At 63.5% G+C, this 16,489-nt stretch carries 12 protein-coding genes; 9 read left to right on the top strand and 3 right to left on the bottom strand.

Translation table 11 applies throughout. The annotated features are described in order from the left end of the window. Positions 1 to 9 precede the first annotated feature (9 nt). Together sufB and HMPREF3087_RS02890 are read right to left on the bottom strand one after the other, a co-directional pair. Positions 10 to 1,449 carry a Fe-S cluster assembly protein SufB gene (gene sufB / locus HMPREF3087_RS02895; RefSeq protein ID WP_280512873.1) on the bottom strand — a complete coding sequence of 480 codons (1,440 nt, stop codon included), beginning with the start codon at positions 1,447 to 1,449 and terminating at the stop codon, positions 10 to 12. Beyond that, complete coding sequence (locus HMPREF3087_RS02890) at positions 1,446 to 2,165, bottom strand: helix-turn-helix transcriptional regulator (protein ID WP_062021300.1); 720 nt, start codon at positions 2,163 to 2,165, stop codon at positions 1,446 to 1,448. The genes sufB and HMPREF3087_RS02890 overlap by 4 nt, the downstream gene beginning before the upstream one ends. Before the next feature lie 140 nt (positions 2,166 to 2,305). On the opposite strand from HMPREF3087_RS02890, the gene HMPREF3087_RS02885 reads away from it, so the two are divergent. From HMPREF3087_RS02885 to HMPREF3087_RS02865, 5 genes are read left to right on the top strand one after another with little or no spacing between them, the layout of a single operon-like run. Then, complete coding sequence (locus tag HMPREF3087_RS02885; RefSeq protein ID WP_256173020.1) at positions 2,306 to 3,208, top strand: ABC transporter ATP-binding protein; 903 nt, start codon at positions 2,306 to 2,308, stop codon at positions 3,206 to 3,208. Then, on the top strand, positions 3,205 to 3,990 hold the full coding sequence (locus tag HMPREF3087_RS02880) for an ABC transporter permease (RefSeq protein ID WP_070427983.1): 786 nt from the start codon (positions 3,205 to 3,207) through the stop codon (positions 3,988 to 3,990). Before HMPREF3087_RS02885 ends, HMPREF3087_RS02880 begins: the two co-directional genes overlap by 4 nt. Positions 3,991 to 4,003: 13 nt before the next feature. Next, on the top strand, positions 4,004 to 4,972 hold the full coding sequence (locus HMPREF3087_RS02875; protein ID WP_070427982.1) for a COX15/CtaA family protein: 969 nt from the start codon (positions 4,004 to 4,006) through the stop codon (positions 4,970 to 4,972). A 3-nt stretch (positions 4,973 to 4,975) separates the two neighbouring features. Continuing rightward, entirely contained in the window at positions 4,976 to 6,703 is a 1,728-nt protein-coding gene (locus HMPREF3087_RS02870; protein WP_070427981.1) for an ABC transporter ATP-binding protein, read from the top strand. Next, the gene (locus HMPREF3087_RS02865; protein WP_070427980.1) at positions 6,693 to 8,579 is read left to right on the top strand and encodes an ABC transporter ATP-binding protein; all 1,887 of its coding nucleotides are present in this window, start codon (positions 6,693 to 6,695) and stop codon (positions 8,577 to 8,579) included. Before HMPREF3087_RS02870 ends, HMPREF3087_RS02865 begins: the two co-directional genes overlap by 11 nt. Positions 8,580 to 8,777: 198 nt before the next feature. Here the strand turns inward: HMPREF3087_RS02865 and HMPREF3087_RS02860 are convergent, their stop codons facing one another. Continuing rightward, a complete protein-coding gene (locus HMPREF3087_RS02860) occupies positions 8,778 to 9,752 on the bottom strand; it encodes a heme o synthase (RefSeq protein ID WP_019175062.1) in 975 nt (324 codons plus the stop codon). 153 nt (positions 9,753 to 9,905) lie between these two features. Here HMPREF3087_RS02860 and tkt point away from each other — a divergent pair, with 153 nt between their 5' ends. The 4 genes from tkt (at position 9,906) to HMPREF3087_RS02840 (ending at position 16,475) form a co-directional block, all read left to right on the top strand. Continuing rightward, on the top strand, positions 9,906 to 11,987 hold the full coding sequence (gene tkt / locus HMPREF3087_RS02855) for a transketolase (RefSeq protein WP_070427979.1): 2,082 nt from the start codon (positions 9,906 to 9,908) through the stop codon (positions 11,985 to 11,987). Then, positions 11,984 to 13,075 carry a transaldolase gene (gene tal / locus HMPREF3087_RS02850; RefSeq protein ID WP_083271996.1) on the top strand — a complete coding sequence of 364 codons (1,092 nt, stop codon included), beginning with the start codon at positions 11,984 to 11,986 and terminating at the stop codon, positions 13,073 to 13,075. The genes tkt and tal overlap by 4 nt, the downstream gene beginning before the upstream one ends. Next, on the top strand, positions 13,072 to 14,679 hold the full coding sequence (locus HMPREF3087_RS02845; protein WP_070427977.1) for a hypothetical protein: 1,608 nt from the start codon (positions 13,072 to 13,074) through the stop codon (positions 14,677 to 14,679). Before tal ends, HMPREF3087_RS02845 begins: the two co-directional genes overlap by 4 nt. A 131-nt stretch (positions 14,680 to 14,810) precedes the next feature. Beyond that, positions 14,811 to 16,475: an alanine/glycine:cation symporter family protein gene (locus tag HMPREF3087_RS02840; protein ID WP_256173019.1), complete on the top strand. Its 1,665-nt coding sequence runs from the start codon at positions 14,811 to 14,813 to the stop codon at positions 16,473 to 16,475. Positions 16,476 to 16,489 lie beyond the last annotated feature (14 nt).

Genomic DNA, 16,489 nt, shown 5'->3' with positions numbered 1-16,489 from the left:
CTGAGGTGATCAGCCGACCGCGCCTTCCATCTGAAGTTCGATAAGGCGGTTGAGTTCGAGTGCGTATTCCATCGGCAGTTCGCGCGCAATGGGCTCGACGAAGCCGCGGACGATCATGGCGTAGGCCTCGGTTTCGTCCAGGCCGCGGCTCATGAGGTAGAACAGCTGGTCTGCCGACACCTTCGACACGGTTGCCTCGTGGCCCAGCGTGACATCGTCGTTGCGGATGTCGATGTACGGGTACGTGTCCGAACGCGAATGGTTGTCCACCAGCAGGGCGTCACACAGCACGTTGTTGGCCGAACCGGACGCGTTCGGGTAGACGTGCACGAGTCCGCGGTATGCGGAACGGCCGCCGCCGCGGGCAACGGACTTCGCAACGATGTTCGAGGACGTGTTCGGAGCGGCGTGCACCATCTTCGAACCGGTGTCCTGATCCTGACCGGAGCCGGCGAAGGCAACCGACAGGGTTTCACCGCGAGCGTGCTCACCGGTCAGCCAGATGGCCGGGTACTTCATGGTGACCTTCGAACCGATGTTGCCGTCGATCCACTCCATGGTGGCGCCCTCTTCGGCGATCGCGCGCTTGGTCACGAGGTTGTACACGTTGTTCGACCAGTTCTGGACGGTCGTGTAGCGAACCTTTGCGCCTTTCTTGGCGACGATTTCGACGACCGCCGAGTGCAGCGAGTCTGACTTGTAGATCGGAGCGGTGCAGCCTTCGACGTAGTGCACCGACGAACCTTCGTCGGCGATGATGAGCGTGCGCTCGAACTGGCCCATGTTCTCGGTGTTGATGCGGAAGTAGGCCTGCAGCGGAATTTCGACGTGAACGCCCTTGGGGACGTAGACGAACGAACCGCCGGACCACACCGCGGTGTTGAGCGCGGAGAACTTGTTGTCACCAGACGGGATGACGGTGCCGAAGTACTCTTCGAAGATCTCCGGGTAGTCCCGCAGACCGGTGTCCGTGTCAACGAAGATGACGCCCTGGCGTTCCAGCTCTTCGTTGATCTTGTGGTACACGACCTCGGATTCGTACTGGGCGGCAACACCTGCGACCAGGCGCTGCTTTTCAGCCTCAGGGATTCCCAGGCGATCGTAGGTGTTCTTGATGTCCTCCGGCAGGTCGTCCCACGTCTGCGCCTGCTCCTCGGTGGAGCGCACAAAGTACTTGATGCTGTCGAAGTCGATGTCGCCCAGGTCCGGGCCCCACTGCGGCAGCGGCTTCTTCTCAAAGAGCTCGAGCGCGCGCAGGCGGCGCTGCAGCATCCATTCGGGCTCGTCCTTCAGCTTCGAAATGTTGCGGACGACATCCTCATTGAGCCCGCGCTGAGCATTGGCGCCTGCTTCATCAGAATCTCGCCAGCCGTATTCGTAGGCGTTCCCGATGTCCTTCAGTTCGGGATTGGCTTCCAGAATCCAGTTGGATTCAGTGGTGTCAGTCACCTTGCTCCTCCTTGGTTTTGATCCGGCGCATCGATCAGCGGTCTGTTGACGTCCGAGGTCGGCACGTGTGTGTTGCACACGTGGCCGCCGGCCGCGAGCGTCGACAGGCGCCTGATGTCTACGCCCAGAAATTCAGAGAAGGCATCGAGCTCTGCTTCGCAGAACTGCGGATACCTTGCGGCAGCTTTGTGTATGGGGCAGTGCCCTTGGCACAGCTGCATGGCCTCCAGCGGTGTTCCCACCGCCACCGGAATGGCCGATGCCGCGTAGCCTTCGTCGTCCAGCGCTGCGGCGAGATCGCGTGAGCGTCCCGCCACGGTTGCCGATCGCCGGCCGACGCGCGCTTCGACACGCTCCATGAGTTCGCCGATTCGCTGCCTGGCGAACTCTTCGATCGCGCCCTCCCCCAGCTTATCTTCGAGGAATTCGAGTGCTTCCACGGTCAGCTCGTCATAGGAGTGGCTGATCCTGCTGTGCCCCGCGGTCGAGACCACGTAGTGCCGTGCCGGCCGTCCCCGACCGGTCTTCGCACCGGCGAGTTCGCGTACCTCGATTGCCCCTTCGTCTGTCAGAGCGTCGAGGTGCCGCCTGATGGCAGCGGCGGTCAGATCGAGCTGGCGGGCGATACTGGCAGCGGTGATCGGACCGTGGTCCAACACCGCCTGCAGCACCCGCGCACGGGTGCGCAGCACAGCCTGCGAACTCTGCTGAGACATAACCTGCCTTGTAGTGTTGATTTGCGAGGCTTTTCGCCTCATCACCATTCAATAACATTAATGTGCCCTAAATTGTTCCACAACCGCTGGGCGGGGGCATCCTCCCGGATCGATCGGCGCGCCGGCTACAGTTGGCACCTGTGACAGCTCTCCAAGTCCGCAACGTGCGATATTCCTACGGCCGCAGCCCTGCCGTCGACGGAATTTCGCTTTCTGTTGAACCGGGTATGACGACCGCGGTTCTGGGCCCCAACGGGGCCGGCAAGTCCACACTCATCTCACTGTGCACGGGCCTTCTTCGCCCGCAGTCCGGAACCGTTAAAGTCTTCGGCCTCAGCCCTCTGGAGACTCAGGCCAGAGCCATGATCGGGGTCATGCTGCAGGATGGTGGGCTGCCGATGGCCGCAAAGCCGCCGGCGATCCTCAAACACCTGGCTCACATGTACGCAGATCCTGCTGACCCGAACGAGCTCATGGATCAGCTTGGAATCCGCTCTTTCGCCGACAGGTCCATCCGTCGGCTCTCCGGCGGACAGAAACAGCGAGTGGGCCTGGCCGCAGCACTCATCGGCAGGCCCAGCCTGGTGTTCCTCGACGAACCGACGGCGGGACTCGACCCGCAGGCATCCCTGGCAGTCAAGGAAATCGTCAGCAGCCTCGCCGACAGTGGAACCGCTGTCGTTTTGACCACCCACAACATGTCCGACGCGCAAGAGCTCGCCGACAACGTCCACATCGTCGACCACGGACAGATCATCGCCGAGGGAACACCATCGGAACTCACCGCCGGTCGTGCGTCGGCCCTGCGCCTGACCTTCGCGGACGCTCCCCCAAGCGAGCTCAGCGAAAAGCTGCGGTCCCGCTGGGGCTTGAGCCCCACCTCGGCAACGGCTATGAACTCAGCCGGCACCTTCAGCGCCGATGACCTCAGCCAGATCACCGCGGAGATCGCAGCCAGCGGAGCAGAGCTGACCGGCCTGTCCATGAGCTCCGGTGACCTGGGGGATGTCTTCCTCCAGCTGACGGGAAGGAGCCTGCGGTGAGCGCGCACACACCCGACACACAGTCCAACGAGCTCCACCAGCAGCCCGCACCGGCTTTTCGCCGGATAGCAGCTCGGGCAGCGTTTGAGGCCAAGGCAATCCTGGGCAATGGCGAACAGCTCATCCTGTCGATCGTGCTGCCCCTGGCCATTCTGTTCACCCTGTCACTGACAGACATACTCGAAGTCTTCGGCTACACCGGCAGCAACCACACGGCTGTCGCGCTGGCAGGCGTGCTCGGTGTGTCGATTGCCTCCAACGCCTTCACGGGTCAGGCGATCGCAACTGCTTTTGAGCGCCGCTACGGGGTTCTGCGCCACACCGCCACCACCCCGCTGGGCGCAAGTGGACTCGTGGCAGGCAAGATCATCGCAGTACTCGGCGTGACCGTCGTCCAGTACGCACTCGCCTTTGCCTGCGCGGCATTTCTCGGTCTGGACGCCAACGTCAACATCGCAGCCGTTGTCATCAGCGCTGTCTTGGGCACAGCGGCCTTCGTCGGCTTGGGTCTACTCATGGCGGGCACCATGAGGCCCGAGGCGGTGCTCGCCTTTGCGAACCTTCTGTGGGCCGCCATGGCAGGCGGGGGCGGACTGCTCATCGATCACGGGGGCGCGTGGGGTGCAATCGTCGGCTTCCTGCCGTCTGGGGCGTTGGGCTCTGCTCTGCGCAGAGCAATCATCGACGGCCGCTTCGATTGGATGAGCCTGCTCGTCCTCACTGTCTGGGCGGTCATTGCAGCGGCAGCGGCTCGCCGTTGGTTCTCTTTCGACGACAGGTGAGAGAATAGGCCCTATGTCGACCTCCGCCTCTGATCTTTCCGCGGCCCAACCGCACAACACCACGACTCTCCCCCGCCGCATTCGCGTCGCTGCATGGGTTGTTCTCATCGCGCAGGTGAGCATCATCGTCACCTCGACCGCTGTGCGCCTGACAGGCTCCGGTTTGGGATGCTCCGACTGGCCCATGTGCGAACCCGGATCGCTCACCAACACCCCGGAGATGGGCATTCACGGCTTCATTGAGTTCGGCAACCGCGTCCTGGGTGTTGTTCTGGGCCTCATCTGCCTGGCTGCGCTCATCGTGGTCTGGCCGTGGCGGCGCGAACGGCCCGAACTTGCGTGGTCGACATTTGCACTCCTCATGGTTGTGCCGGTCCAGGCTGTCATCGGCGGTCTGTCAGTGCTGAGCAAACTCAACCCCTGGGTTGTCGCCAGCCATTTCATTCCATCGGCCGCATCGGTCGCGGTCGCCGCGTACCTGATTGTGCGTGTGTATTCCGGACCCGGTCCGCGCCGCCCTGTTGGCCCGCAGAAGCTGCGCAAGCTCATGTGGGTTATTGCTGCTCTGCTCGTCGTTGTCCTTGTATTCGGTGTTCTCACCACCGGAGCCGGCCCGCACGCGGGCGACCGCGAATCCGCCCGCAACGGTCTGCCCACCGTATGGATGGCGCGCTTCCACGCATTCCCGGTGTGGCTCATGGTGATCACCGCGGTGTGGACTCGCGTTATCGCGGCAAAAGAAGGAGCAGTCCCCCAGGCTCGCGCCATCGACTTCCTGCTGGTCGTCACAGTGCTTCAGGGCCTGATCGGCTACGTGCAGTACTTCACCGGCCTGCCGATTGGCATTGTGCTCGTTCACATGTTCGGGCTGACGCTGGTCATTATGGCCGCGGTCTTCGCCATCATGTCCAACTATTCGTGGAAGGCCGCTCCAGCGCACCCCGCCGACGATATTCTCGAACCAGCTGACAGCCGAGCTTGACGCATGCTTCTGCGTCTTTTCCGCAGGTTCGTCCTGCCCCTTTGGCCTGCGCTGTTGGGCCTGCTCTTTTTTGAGGCCCTGCAGATCGCCGCATCCCTTGCGCTGCCGGCGCTCAACGCGCGGGTCGTCGACGACGGCATCGCCGTGGGCAACACCGCCGAGGTGTGGCGCCTGGGAGGCATCATGCTCGCCGTCACCTTTGGGCAGGTCATCGCCAACGTCCTCGCGATCGCCTGCGGCGCCTACGCCTCGCTCAAGGGAGCGCAGCGGATCCGCTCGGCGTTCTTCGACAAGGTCTCGTCCTTCGGATTCCAGGAGCTGGCGGAGTTCAGCTCCTCCAGCCTCGTGACCCGCTCGACGAATGACGTCCGCCAGGTCCAGCAGTTCCTCACCATGGCCATGTCGATCACGATCATGGCCCCGTTCACGGCCGCCGGCGGACTCATCATGGCGATGACCCAGGACGTCAAGCTGTCCTGGACCGTTCTCGTGACAGTCGGGCTGCTCGTCATCGTCATGGTGTGGGCCATCCGCGGCATGGTGCCGAGCTTCCGCGCCATGCAGGAGCGGCTGGACGCCATGGGCTCGGTTCTGGCTCAGCAGCTGTCCGGCCTGCGCGTCATCCGGGCCTTCGTGAAGGAGGACCGCGAAAAGCAGCGCTACGCCGAGGTCAACAGGTCGATGACGGATGCCTATATGACCGTCGGCAAGTACTTCGTGACGCTCTTTCCGCTCATCATGCTCGTCGTCGGACTCGGCGAGATGGCGATCATCTGGTTCGGCGCCCTCGGCGTCGAATCGGGCGATACGCAGGTCGGCACGCTCATGGCGTTCACGCAGTACCTCATGCTCATCCTCATGGGCGTCATGATGGCCTCGTTCTTGGCCATGATGCTGCCGCGCGCCGAAGTCGCGGCCGGCCGCATCTGGAACGTGCTCAAGACGGAGCCGGCGCAGACGCGCTCCGGCGACGTCGACGAGTTGCCCGCCCCGGGCGCCCTCGAGCTCGCCGGCGTCACCTTCTGCTTCCCCGGGGCCGAGGCGCCCGTCGTCTCCGACGTGTCCTTCTCCGCTGCACCGGGAACCACGACCGCCGTCATCGGCGCGACGGGCTCCGGCAAGACGGTGCTCATGCAGCTCATCGTCGGCCTGCTCGAGCCGACGAGCGGCTCAGTTCGCATCGGGGGCGTGCCGGCTGGCGATCTCACTGCTGATACCCGCAGCGCCCAGTTCGGCTATGTGCCGCAGAAGCCGCAGGTCTTCGCCGACACGATCGCAGGAAATCTGCGCAAGGGCAATCCGACCGCCTCGGACGCCGAGATCCGCGAGGCCCTGCAGACCGCGCAGGCGTGGGAGTACGTCGAGCGGCTCGACGGCCAGACGGAGTTCACCGTGAACCAGGGCGGCACCAACCTCTCGGGCGGACAGCGGCAGCGCCTGGCGATCGCCATGGCGCTCGTCCGCACAAGCCCGATCCTCATGTTCGACGATTCGTTCTCCGCCCTCGACACGACCACGGAGGCCGCAGTGCGCTCCAGAATCGACGCGCCCGGGGAACGCACGCAGGTCGTCGTCACACAGCGCTGCTCCACAGCTGAGAAGGCCGATCAGATCGTCGTCCTCGACGCCGGCCGCGCAGTCGCGGTGGGCACGCACAGCGAGCTCGTCGAGTCCTCCGAGGTCTACCGCGAGATCGTCGAATCGCAGACGGGAGTCAGCCATGAGCGATGAGCGTCCGCCGAACGAGAAGTCGACGCACTTCTGGAAGACCGTCCGCCGCGTGATCGGCGAATTCGGCGCCCACCGCGGCCAGATGGTCATCACCGTCATCACGCTGTTCATCGGAACGGTGCTCACGATCGCCGCGCCGTATGTCTTCGGCCTGGCGACCGACGCCGTGTTCGCCGGCTATCTGTCGTCGAAGACCTCGCCCGGACAGTCGACGGCGGAGGCCGCCGCGGAGCTCCAGGCCGGCGGGCAGTCCGATCTCGCGGCCGTCCTCGACACGATGGACGTCGTGCCCGGCGCCGGCATGGACTTCGGCCTCATCGGCCGGCTCGTCATGCTGGGCGTGGCCGTCTACGCGCTGTCGTCGCTGTTCACCTACATCGGCGGGCGCGTGAGCATCGGCGTGGTCAACACCGTCATGAGCGGCATGCGCACGCGCGTCGAGGCGAAGCTCCACCGCGTGCCCCTGTCGTACTCGGACCGCCAGCGCCGCGGCGATGTCCTCTCCAGGCTCAACAACGACCTCGACAATCTCACGCAGGTCGCCAATGAGAACCTGCAGCAGATCATCACGAGCGTCATCACCTTCGTCGGCGTGCTCGCCGTCATGTTCACCCTGTCCTGGCAGCTGGCGCTCGTCGCGATTGCCGCGATCCCGCTGACGGCGATCATCTTCGCCCTAGTCGGCGTGCCCAGCCAGAGGCAGTTCAAGAAGCAGTGGACCACGACCGGCGAGCTCAACGCGCATGTCGAGGAGTCGATCTCCGGCCTGTCGCTGCTGCGCGTCCACGGCGGCCTTCCGACTGCCCGCGAGGAGTTCGAGAAGATGAACGCGGACGTCTACTCCTCCAGTGTGCGCGCCCAGATCCTGTCGGGCTCGATGATGCCGGCGATGCTCTTCGTGTCGAACCTCGTCTTCGTGGCCACTGCCATCCTCGGCGCGGCCCTCGTGGCCGGAGGGGCCCTCACGCTCGGCGTCGTGCAGGCGTTCGTCTGGTACTCCCGCCAGTTCTCCCAGACCTTCGGGCAGCTGGGCGGCATGGCCTCGCGGCTGCAGTCGGCGGCCGCCAGCGCCGAACGCGTCTACGAGCTGCTCGACGCACCCGAGGAGACCCCGAACGCCGATGCCGAGCCGTTCTCCCCGACCGCCGGTCGGGTCGAGTTCGATGAGGTCGACTTCTCCTATGATCCCGAGGCGAAGCTCATCAAGGGCCTCTCCCTCACCGCCGAGCCGGGCCAGACGATCGCCGTCGTGGGGCCCACCGGCGCAGGCAAGACGACGGTCGTCAACCTGCTCATGCGCTTCTACGACGTCGACTCCGGAGCCATCCGCATCGACGGCCGGGATGTGCGCGATATGAGCCGGACGGATCTGCGCCGGCCGATCGGAATGGTCCTGCAGGACACCTGGCTGTTCGAGGGAAGCATTCGGGACAACATCGCATACGGCAACGAGAACGCCGACCGGCAGGCCATCGAGGCTGCGGCCGAGGCCGCCTATGTCGATCGCTTCGCCAAGCACCTCCCCGACGGGCTGGACTCTGTCATCACGGAGACGGCGGACAACATATCGGCCGGTGAGCGCCAGCTCATCACGATTGCGCGCGCCTTCGCCTCCGAGCCGACGATCCTCATCCTCGACGAGGCGACCTCGAACGTCGACACCCGAACAGAGGTGCTCGTGCAGGAGGCTATGAACCGCCTGCAGGCCGGACGGACGAGCTTCGTCATCGCCCACCGTCTGTCGACCATCCGCAATGCCGATGTCATCGTCGTCATGAACAAAGGTCGGATTGTCGAACAGGGATCGCATGCCGAACTCATTGCCTCTGGCGGCCTCTACGCATCACTGCACGCGGCAGGTTTTGAGGAAGACTGAGGCTCAGGAGTGGGTCCGTCAAAGATCGCAGCGCGAAGCGCACTACTCGGATAGCGGCGTGAGCACCCTTGCTTTCACAGCAGTCTCCTGAACACCGGCCGCCATCCTCGTCAGCAGAGCCCACCAACAGCAGACAGAAAAACGCGGGGCCGGTGAGAACTGATTCTCACCGGCCCCGCTCTTTCAGCTTTCAGAACATCAGCCGATGAACGGGTTGAGGAACGGGTCGATGGCAACTGCCAGGAACAGGATCGACAGATAGGTGATGGATCCGTGGAACACGCGCATTGCCTTCAACTGGGTTCCGCTCAGACCCTTCTTGGCGCGCTTGAGGAAGGTGATGCACTCCCACAGGAACCAAGCACCGGAGCCCAGAGCGACAACCGCGTAGAGCGGCCCCATGGGCGCCAGCGGGATAACTGCCAGGGATGCTGCGATCATGGCCACGGTGTAGCCGATCATCTGCACGCCGACGGTCTTCGGCGGAACCTTGTTCGGAAGCATCGGAACATCCGCAGCTTCGTAGTCCGCCTTGTACTTAATGGCCAGCGGCCAGTAGTGCGGCGGAGTCCAGAAGAACACCACCAGGAACAGCGCGACGGGAGCCCAGTCGAGCGAACCGGTGACAGCTGACCAGCCGATGAAAACCGGCATGCAGCCAGCGGCGCCTCCCCAGACGATGTTCTGGGTGGTGCGGCGCTTGAGGATCATGGTGTAGAAGACGGCGTACAGGAGGATCGCGGCGGCGGTCAGACCGGCCGCAACCCAGTTGGTGAAGCCGCCCATCCACAGGATCGAGCCGATGGCCAGCGTGAAGGCGAAGATCGTTGCTTCCTTCACCGAAATTTCACCCGTGACGAGCGGACGGGTTTCGGTGCGCGCCATGCGGGCATCGATATCGCGGTCGAAAATCGAGTTGAAAACAGACGCCGATGCCGCTGCCGCCGAACCGCCGATCAGGGTGGCGATGATGAGCCACAGGTTGGGCAGTCCGCGTTCGGCAAGGAACATCACCGGCGCCGTCGTAACGAGCAGCAGCTCGATAACGCGGGGTTTGGTGAGCGAAACGAAAGCCATGAAGCGGCTGCGGTTCTCAACCGAAGCAGCCGGTCGCTGTTCATCCCGAAGACGCTGCAGCGGACGTTCTGCTTGGTGCTGCTGATGAGCGCTCACGCATTCACTTCCTGTTAATCGACGCGAAGATTCTCACTGGATTTTCCCAGCGTCCGCCCATTCTATCCGCTGTGCCTGTGAATACCAGCTCCCACCCGGTGCGCGCGCCCGTTACAGTTGGTGTGGACGCACGTCAACAGGAGGAACCTACGCATGAGCCCGCTGAACTGGTCTGCTGAAGATCAGGCTGCTGTCAACACCGCTCGACTTCTCGCCGCTGATGCCGTTCAGGCCGCCGGCAACGGCCACCCGGGTACGGCTATGAGCCTCGCCCCGGCAGCGCACTACCTGTACCAATACGCGATGACCCACAGCCCCGCCGACCCGGACTGGGTGGGCCGCGACCGTTTCGTTCTGTCGGCCGGACACGCCAGCCTCACGCAGTACGTTCAGCTGTTCCTCACCGGCTACGGGCTGGAACTGGACGACATCAAGCAGCTGCGCCAGTGGGGTTCGCTCACTCCCGGCCACCCCGAGGTGGGGCACACTGCTGGTGTCGAAATCACCACCGGCCCGCTGGGCTCGGGTATTGCCAGTGCTGTTGGCATGGCAATGGCAGCACGCCGGGAACGTGGCCTGTTCGACCCGGAGACTCCGAAGGGCGAAAGCGTTTTCGACCACAACATCTTCGTCATCGCCGGTGACGGAGACCTACAGGAAGGCGTGTCCGGCGAAGCATCGTCGCTTGCCGGCACACAGCGCCTGAGCAACCTCATCGTAATCTGGGATGACAACCGCATCTCGATTGAAGACGACACCTCGATTGCGTTCACAGAAGACGTCGAAGCGCGCTACGCCGCATACGGCTGGCACACCCAGCACGTCTCCTGGGTCAAGGAAGACGGCACCTACGTCGAAGACCTCGACGCCCTCCACCTCGCCGTGGAAGCTGCCAAGGAAGACGACCGACCGTCGTTCATCCGCCTGTCGACCATCATCGCCTGGCCCGCCCCGAACGCCCAGAACACGGGTGCTTCGCACGGCGCCGCACTGGGCGATGACGAAATTGCCCAGACTAAGAAGATGCTGGGCTTCGACCCCGAAGAGAAGTTCGCGGTCGCCCCAGCGGTCCTCGACTACACCCGAAAGGCAGCTGAGCGCGGCCGCGAAGCACAGCGGGAATGGGACGAGCGCTTCCAGCAGTGGCGCACGGCCAATCCGGAAGCCGCCGAACTGTTTGACCGTCTGCAGGCTCGCGAACTCCCCGAAGGTCTTGCAGACACCCTGCCGACTTTCGACGCCGACGACAAGGGCATCGCCACCCGCGCAGCCTCGGGTCAGGTCCTGCAGGCGCTCGGTGCGGCAATGCCCGAACTGTGGGGTGGATCCTCCGACCTCGCGGGCTCGAACAACACCCTCATCAAGGCCGACCCGTCCTTCCTGCCGGAAGACCGCTCTTCCGACATGTTCAGCGGCAATGAATACGGCCGCAACCTGCACTTCGGCGTTCGTGAGTTCGCAGCGGGACTCATCTGCAACGGCATTGCCCTGCACGGTCCCACCCGCCCCTACTCCGGCACGTTCCTCGTGTTCTCCGACTACCAACGCGCTGCCGTTCGCCTGGCAGCTCTGCAGAACCTGCCGAACGTGTTCGTGTGGACGCATGACTCCATCGGCCTGGGCGAAGACGGACCAACCCACCAGCCGGTTGAGCACCTCAGCTCCCTGCGCGCCATCCCCGGGCTCGACGTTGTCCGCCCCGCAGACGCCAACGAAACAGTGTTCGCGTGGCTGAAGATCCTCGAACGCACCGACGGACCATCCGGCCTCGTGCTGTCACGGCAGAACCTGCCGGTGTTCGACCGCACGGAACTGGCAGGTGCCGAGAACACCGCCAAGGGCGCCTACGTGCTTTCCGACGACGCTGACGCTGAAGTCATCCTGATGGCTACCGGTTCGGAAGTGCAGCTGGCGCTCGAAGCAGCCCAGCAGCTGCGCCACGACGGCACGGCAGTGCGCGTCGTTTCGATGCCCAGCCACGAATGGTTCGACGCACAGCCTGCCGACTACCGCGACAGCGTTCTGCCATCACACATCCGCGCACGCGTTTCGGTTGAAGCCGGTTCGGCCATGAGCTGGCACCGCTACCTCGGAACGGACGGACGAGCCGTGTCACTCGAACACTTCGGCGCATCCGCCGACTACAAGCGCCTCTACCAGGAATTCGGCATCACCGCCGACGCTGTTGTCGCCGCCGCCCGCGAATCCATCCGCGCGGCCAAGGGGGAACAGTGAGCCTTGAAGCACTGAGCACAAACGGCGTATCCATTTGGCTTGACGACCTTTCGCGCACGCGAATCGAATCCGGTTCGCTCGCGAAGTCCGTGGCGGAAGACTCCGTCGTCGGTGTGACCACGAACCCGACGATCTTCGCAGCCGCACTTGCGGAAGGAAGCGGCTACGAAGACCAGCTGAGCGAGCTCAAGGCCAGCGGCACCTCGACAGAGGATGCCGTTGATGCCCTGACCGTTCGGGATGTCCAGCTCGCCTGCGACATCCTCGAGCCGGTCTATGACGCAACGGGTGGTCGTGACGGTCGCGTGTCGATTGAGGTGCCGCCGACGCTCGCTCACGATGCCGAGGGCACAGCTGAATGCGCGCGCAAGCTGCACCGCATGATCGACCGGCCCGGCGTCATGATCAAAATCCCAGCAACCCCCGAGGGCCTGCGGGCCATCACCGCGGTCACGGCTGAGGGCATCAGCGTCAATGTCACGCTGATCTTCTCGCTCGATCGCTACCGCCGGGTGGTTGAGGCCTACATCAACGGCCTTGAAAGGGCGCGAGAAGCAGGCCACGACCTCGGCACCATCTACTCGGTCGCCTCGATTTTCGTATCCCGGGTTGATACCGAGGTCGACAAGCGCCTGGAGAACATCGGCACCGATGCGGCTATGGCGTTGCGCGGCAAAGCCGGCATCGCCAACTGCCGTGCTGCCTACCGCATTGCCGAAGAGCAGTTCAGCTCGGAGCGCTTCGCTGTGCTCGAAGCTGCGGGAGCCAACCGCCAGCGTCCGCTGTGGGCCTCGACCGGCACGAAGAACCCCGAGTACCGCGACACGCTCTATGTTGAAGAGCTCACGGCCCCGGGAACGGTCAACACAATGCCGGAGAAGACCCTGCGCGCCTACGCGGACCACGGCGAGGACAAGGGCGACACCGTCACCGGCACTGCTGCCGAAGCCAGCAGCGTTCTTGACGCTTTGGCCGCTGCGGGCATTGACTACGCCGACGTTATGCGGGTTCTGGAAGAAGAGGGCCTGCAGAAGTTCGACGACAGCTGGGCTGAGCTCGTGCAGACGGTCGAGGAGGGCCTGCGATGAAGGTCGTCCTCTCCCCCGCCTCCGCTGAATCCTACGAACACGAACTCGCGATCCTCACGGAAGCTCGCGCCGCGTCGCGCCTGGCCGCGCGTGACGCGCACCTATGGGGCGATTCCAGCGCACAGACCGCAGAGAACCGTCTCGGCTGGGTTGACCTGCCCGCTTCAGATCACCCGGAGATCGCCCGCGCAGAAGAGCTGCGACACGAACTCGCCAAGCGAGGCGTGCACCGTTTCGTCCTGTCCGGTATGGGCGGATCGTCACTGGGTGCGGCTGTTATCGCCAAAGCTCTCGAGGTGGAGCTCACCTTCCTGACAAGCACCGCACCAGCCGCTGTGCGCCGAGCTTTTGGTGACGATCTCAAGCACACGGGGCTCATTGTCGCCTCGAAATCCGGCACAACCGTCGAAACCCGGTCACACTTGGCTGCCTTTGAGGCGGCTTGTGCCGACGCTGGGCTCGATGCGGCTGAGCGCCTTGTCGCAATCACCGACGCGGGTTCGGAACTCGATGACGCTGCGCGCTTTGCCGCGGTATTCACGGCTCCCGCCGATGTCGGGGGACGCTATTCGGCCTTTACGGCCTTTGGACTTGTGCCGGCGGTTCTTGCCGGCGGTGATCCGCGTTCACTGGTGGATTCAGCCGCAAAGTGCGCAGCTGTCCTCCCTGGCGACGAAGACAACCCGGCAATGGAACTGGCAGCGTTCCTTTCCAGTGCGCATGCCCGCGATGTTGACAAGCTCGTCCTTGCCGATCAGACAGGTGTTGGTCTGGGCGCGTGGATTGAGCAGCTCATCGGCGAATCACTCGGCAAAAACGGCAGGGGTCTGCTGCCGATCGCGGTTGAAGATCCGGCCTCGGAACTCATTCAGAATGCCGGCCCGGATGTCAGCACTGTCGTGCTGGCCTCGAGCGGCGCTGAATACACGGAACCGCCAGCCCCCGTGTCTGGTCATTTCGGCGCGGTCTCGGGTTCGCTGGGCGGCGCACTCTACCTGTGGGAGTTCACAACCGCCCTCCTGGCCTTCTCGACGGCTGTTGACCCTTTCGACCAGCCTGACGTCGAATCAGCTAAAGTCTCTGCCCGCGCAGCGCTGGCCGATCCAGAATCTGTGCAGAGCATGGAACTGGTCTTCAGCTACGAAAACATCGACGTCTACGGTGATGAACACACACTGGGCAGCGTGCGCAGCATCAGCGGTGCCGTTCGCGCACTCGCCGACGCAGTGCCCGAGTACGGCTATTTGGCCATCCAGGCTTTCGTCGACCCGGACCGCTTTGCTGCGATCGGCGCTCTTCGCGAAGCAGTTTTCCGTCTGACCGGTGTTGTGACAACATTCGGCTACGGCCCCGCGTACCTGCACTCCACGGGCCAGTACCACAAGGGCGGACGCAATAACGGTGCGTTCATCCAGATCACGGCTGACCGTGTCGGAGATGACCTTCCCGTTCCGGGCAAGGACTGTACGTTTGCACAGCTTCTCCGAGCCCAAGCCGATGGCGACGCAGACGCACTCCGACGCGCCGAACGTCCCGTGATTCGCCTACACTTGCGGACTGACGGCTGGGAGCAGCTCGGCCGGTCTCTGGGCCTGGAAATATAACGGAATCAGAACCTTCCTGACCGGAGTTTGTGCATTCTCTCAGCATTTCCCCTAAGGTGAATGCATGGCGTGGATCACAGTGACTCTGTGAATTCACAGCTGAGACCATGTACCCGAACTTCGGAGAGATTATGATCTCTGGCTCACGACCAGATTTCCTGGCACAAGAGGGCTCGTCACTCGAGTCCGTCGACGCGACCATTCAGAGCATTCTGGGACCGTTCTCAGACTGGCTCAACAAGGTGGTCTTCTACGCGCCGAGTGTCGGCGGCGTCGAGATTCCGCTCATCGTCGTCTGGCTTATGGCCGGCGCTATCTTCCTGACCGTCTACTTCCGGTTCCAGCCGTTTACCGGCCTGAAGTACTCCTACAAGGTGGTTCAGGGCCGCCTGACCCGAAAGACGGACCCCGGCCAGGTGTCATCGTTCCAGGCTCTTGCCACCGAACTCTCCGGAACCGTGGGCCTCGGCAATATCGCCGGTGTGGCTGTCGCCATTACGATCGGCGGTCCGGGCGCTGTCCTGTGGATCATCATCTTCGGCTTCCTCGCCATGACTATGAAGATGGTCGAAGCAACCCTTGGTGTTAAATACCGCGAAGTCGATGACAAGGGCGAAGTCATCGGCGGCCCCATGTACTACCTGCGCAACGGTCTGCGCGAAAAGGGCATGCCCGGCTTCGGTTCCTTCCTCGGCTACTTCTACGCCATTGCAACCCTCGTCGGCGTGTTCGGCGCAGGCAACCTGTTCCAGGCCAACCAGGTCGCCATGCTCGTACAGAACGCCACCGGCGGCGACGAATCGTTCTTCGCGGGCCGCCTGTGGATCATCGGCCTCATCATGGCGATCCTCGCCGGTATTGTGATCCTCGGCGGCATCAGCCGCATCGCACAGTGGACTTCGGCTATCACCCCGCTCATGGGTGTCATGTACGTAGCATGTGTCCTCATCATCCTCGTCATCAACGTGCAGCACCTGCCGGGCGCTGTCGGCGCCATCTTCACCGGCGCATTCACAGGCGAAGGCGTAACCGGCGGTATTGTCGGCGTCGCGATTGTCGGTATTCAGCGAGCTCTGTTCTCGAACGTCGGTGGTGTTGGTACCGCAGGTATGGCCCACGCAGCAGTCAAGACTCGCCACCCCGCAACTGAGGGCTTCACCGCCCTGTGGGAGCCGTTCGTCGACTCCGTCGTCATCTGCACCCTGACCGGTCTGGCCATCACCGTCACCGGTGTCTACCAGGGTGACGCCAGCGGCGACGGCATCGTCCTGACCACCGAGGCATTCGCCACTGTCACCTCGTGGTTCCCGATCTTCGTCACCGTTGCTGCCGTTCTGTTCGGCTTCTCGACAGTGCTGTCCTACGCCTACTACGGCGAGGTTGCGATCGGGTTCCTCACCAAGAAGAGCCGTGCTGCCGTCCTCGCCTTCCACATCGTGTGGATCCTCGCAGTCGTCATCGGTTCGGCTATGACCCTGGAAAGCGTTGTCGGCATTTCCGACGCCACGCTGTTCATCATGGCCTTCCCGAACCTCCTGGGCATCTACTTCCTGGCGCGCAGGGCTAAGAAGGAAATCTGGGTCTACCGAGCCCGCGTCAAGGCCGGCACCCTCGACGAGATCCCGGAAGACCTGCAGGTGGGTCTGCGCGACCACGAACCGACACAGCAGCAGATCGACGAGGAATACGCTCGTCTGAAGGCAGAACGCGAAGAACAGTCGCGTGTCCGCAAGGCATTCCGCAAGATCACTGCTGATCGTCGCGAAGGACGCGAAGACAAGCACACCAAGCTGTAACAACAGCTTGAAAC

It is taken from the genome of Brevibacterium sp. HMSC22B09 (assembly GCF_001806795.1).
Classification (GTDB): domain Bacteria; phylum Actinomycetota; class Actinomycetes; order Actinomycetales; family Brevibacteriaceae; genus Brevibacterium; species Brevibacterium ravenspurgense.
This window is presented reverse-complemented; position numbering and strand designations above follow the sequence as displayed.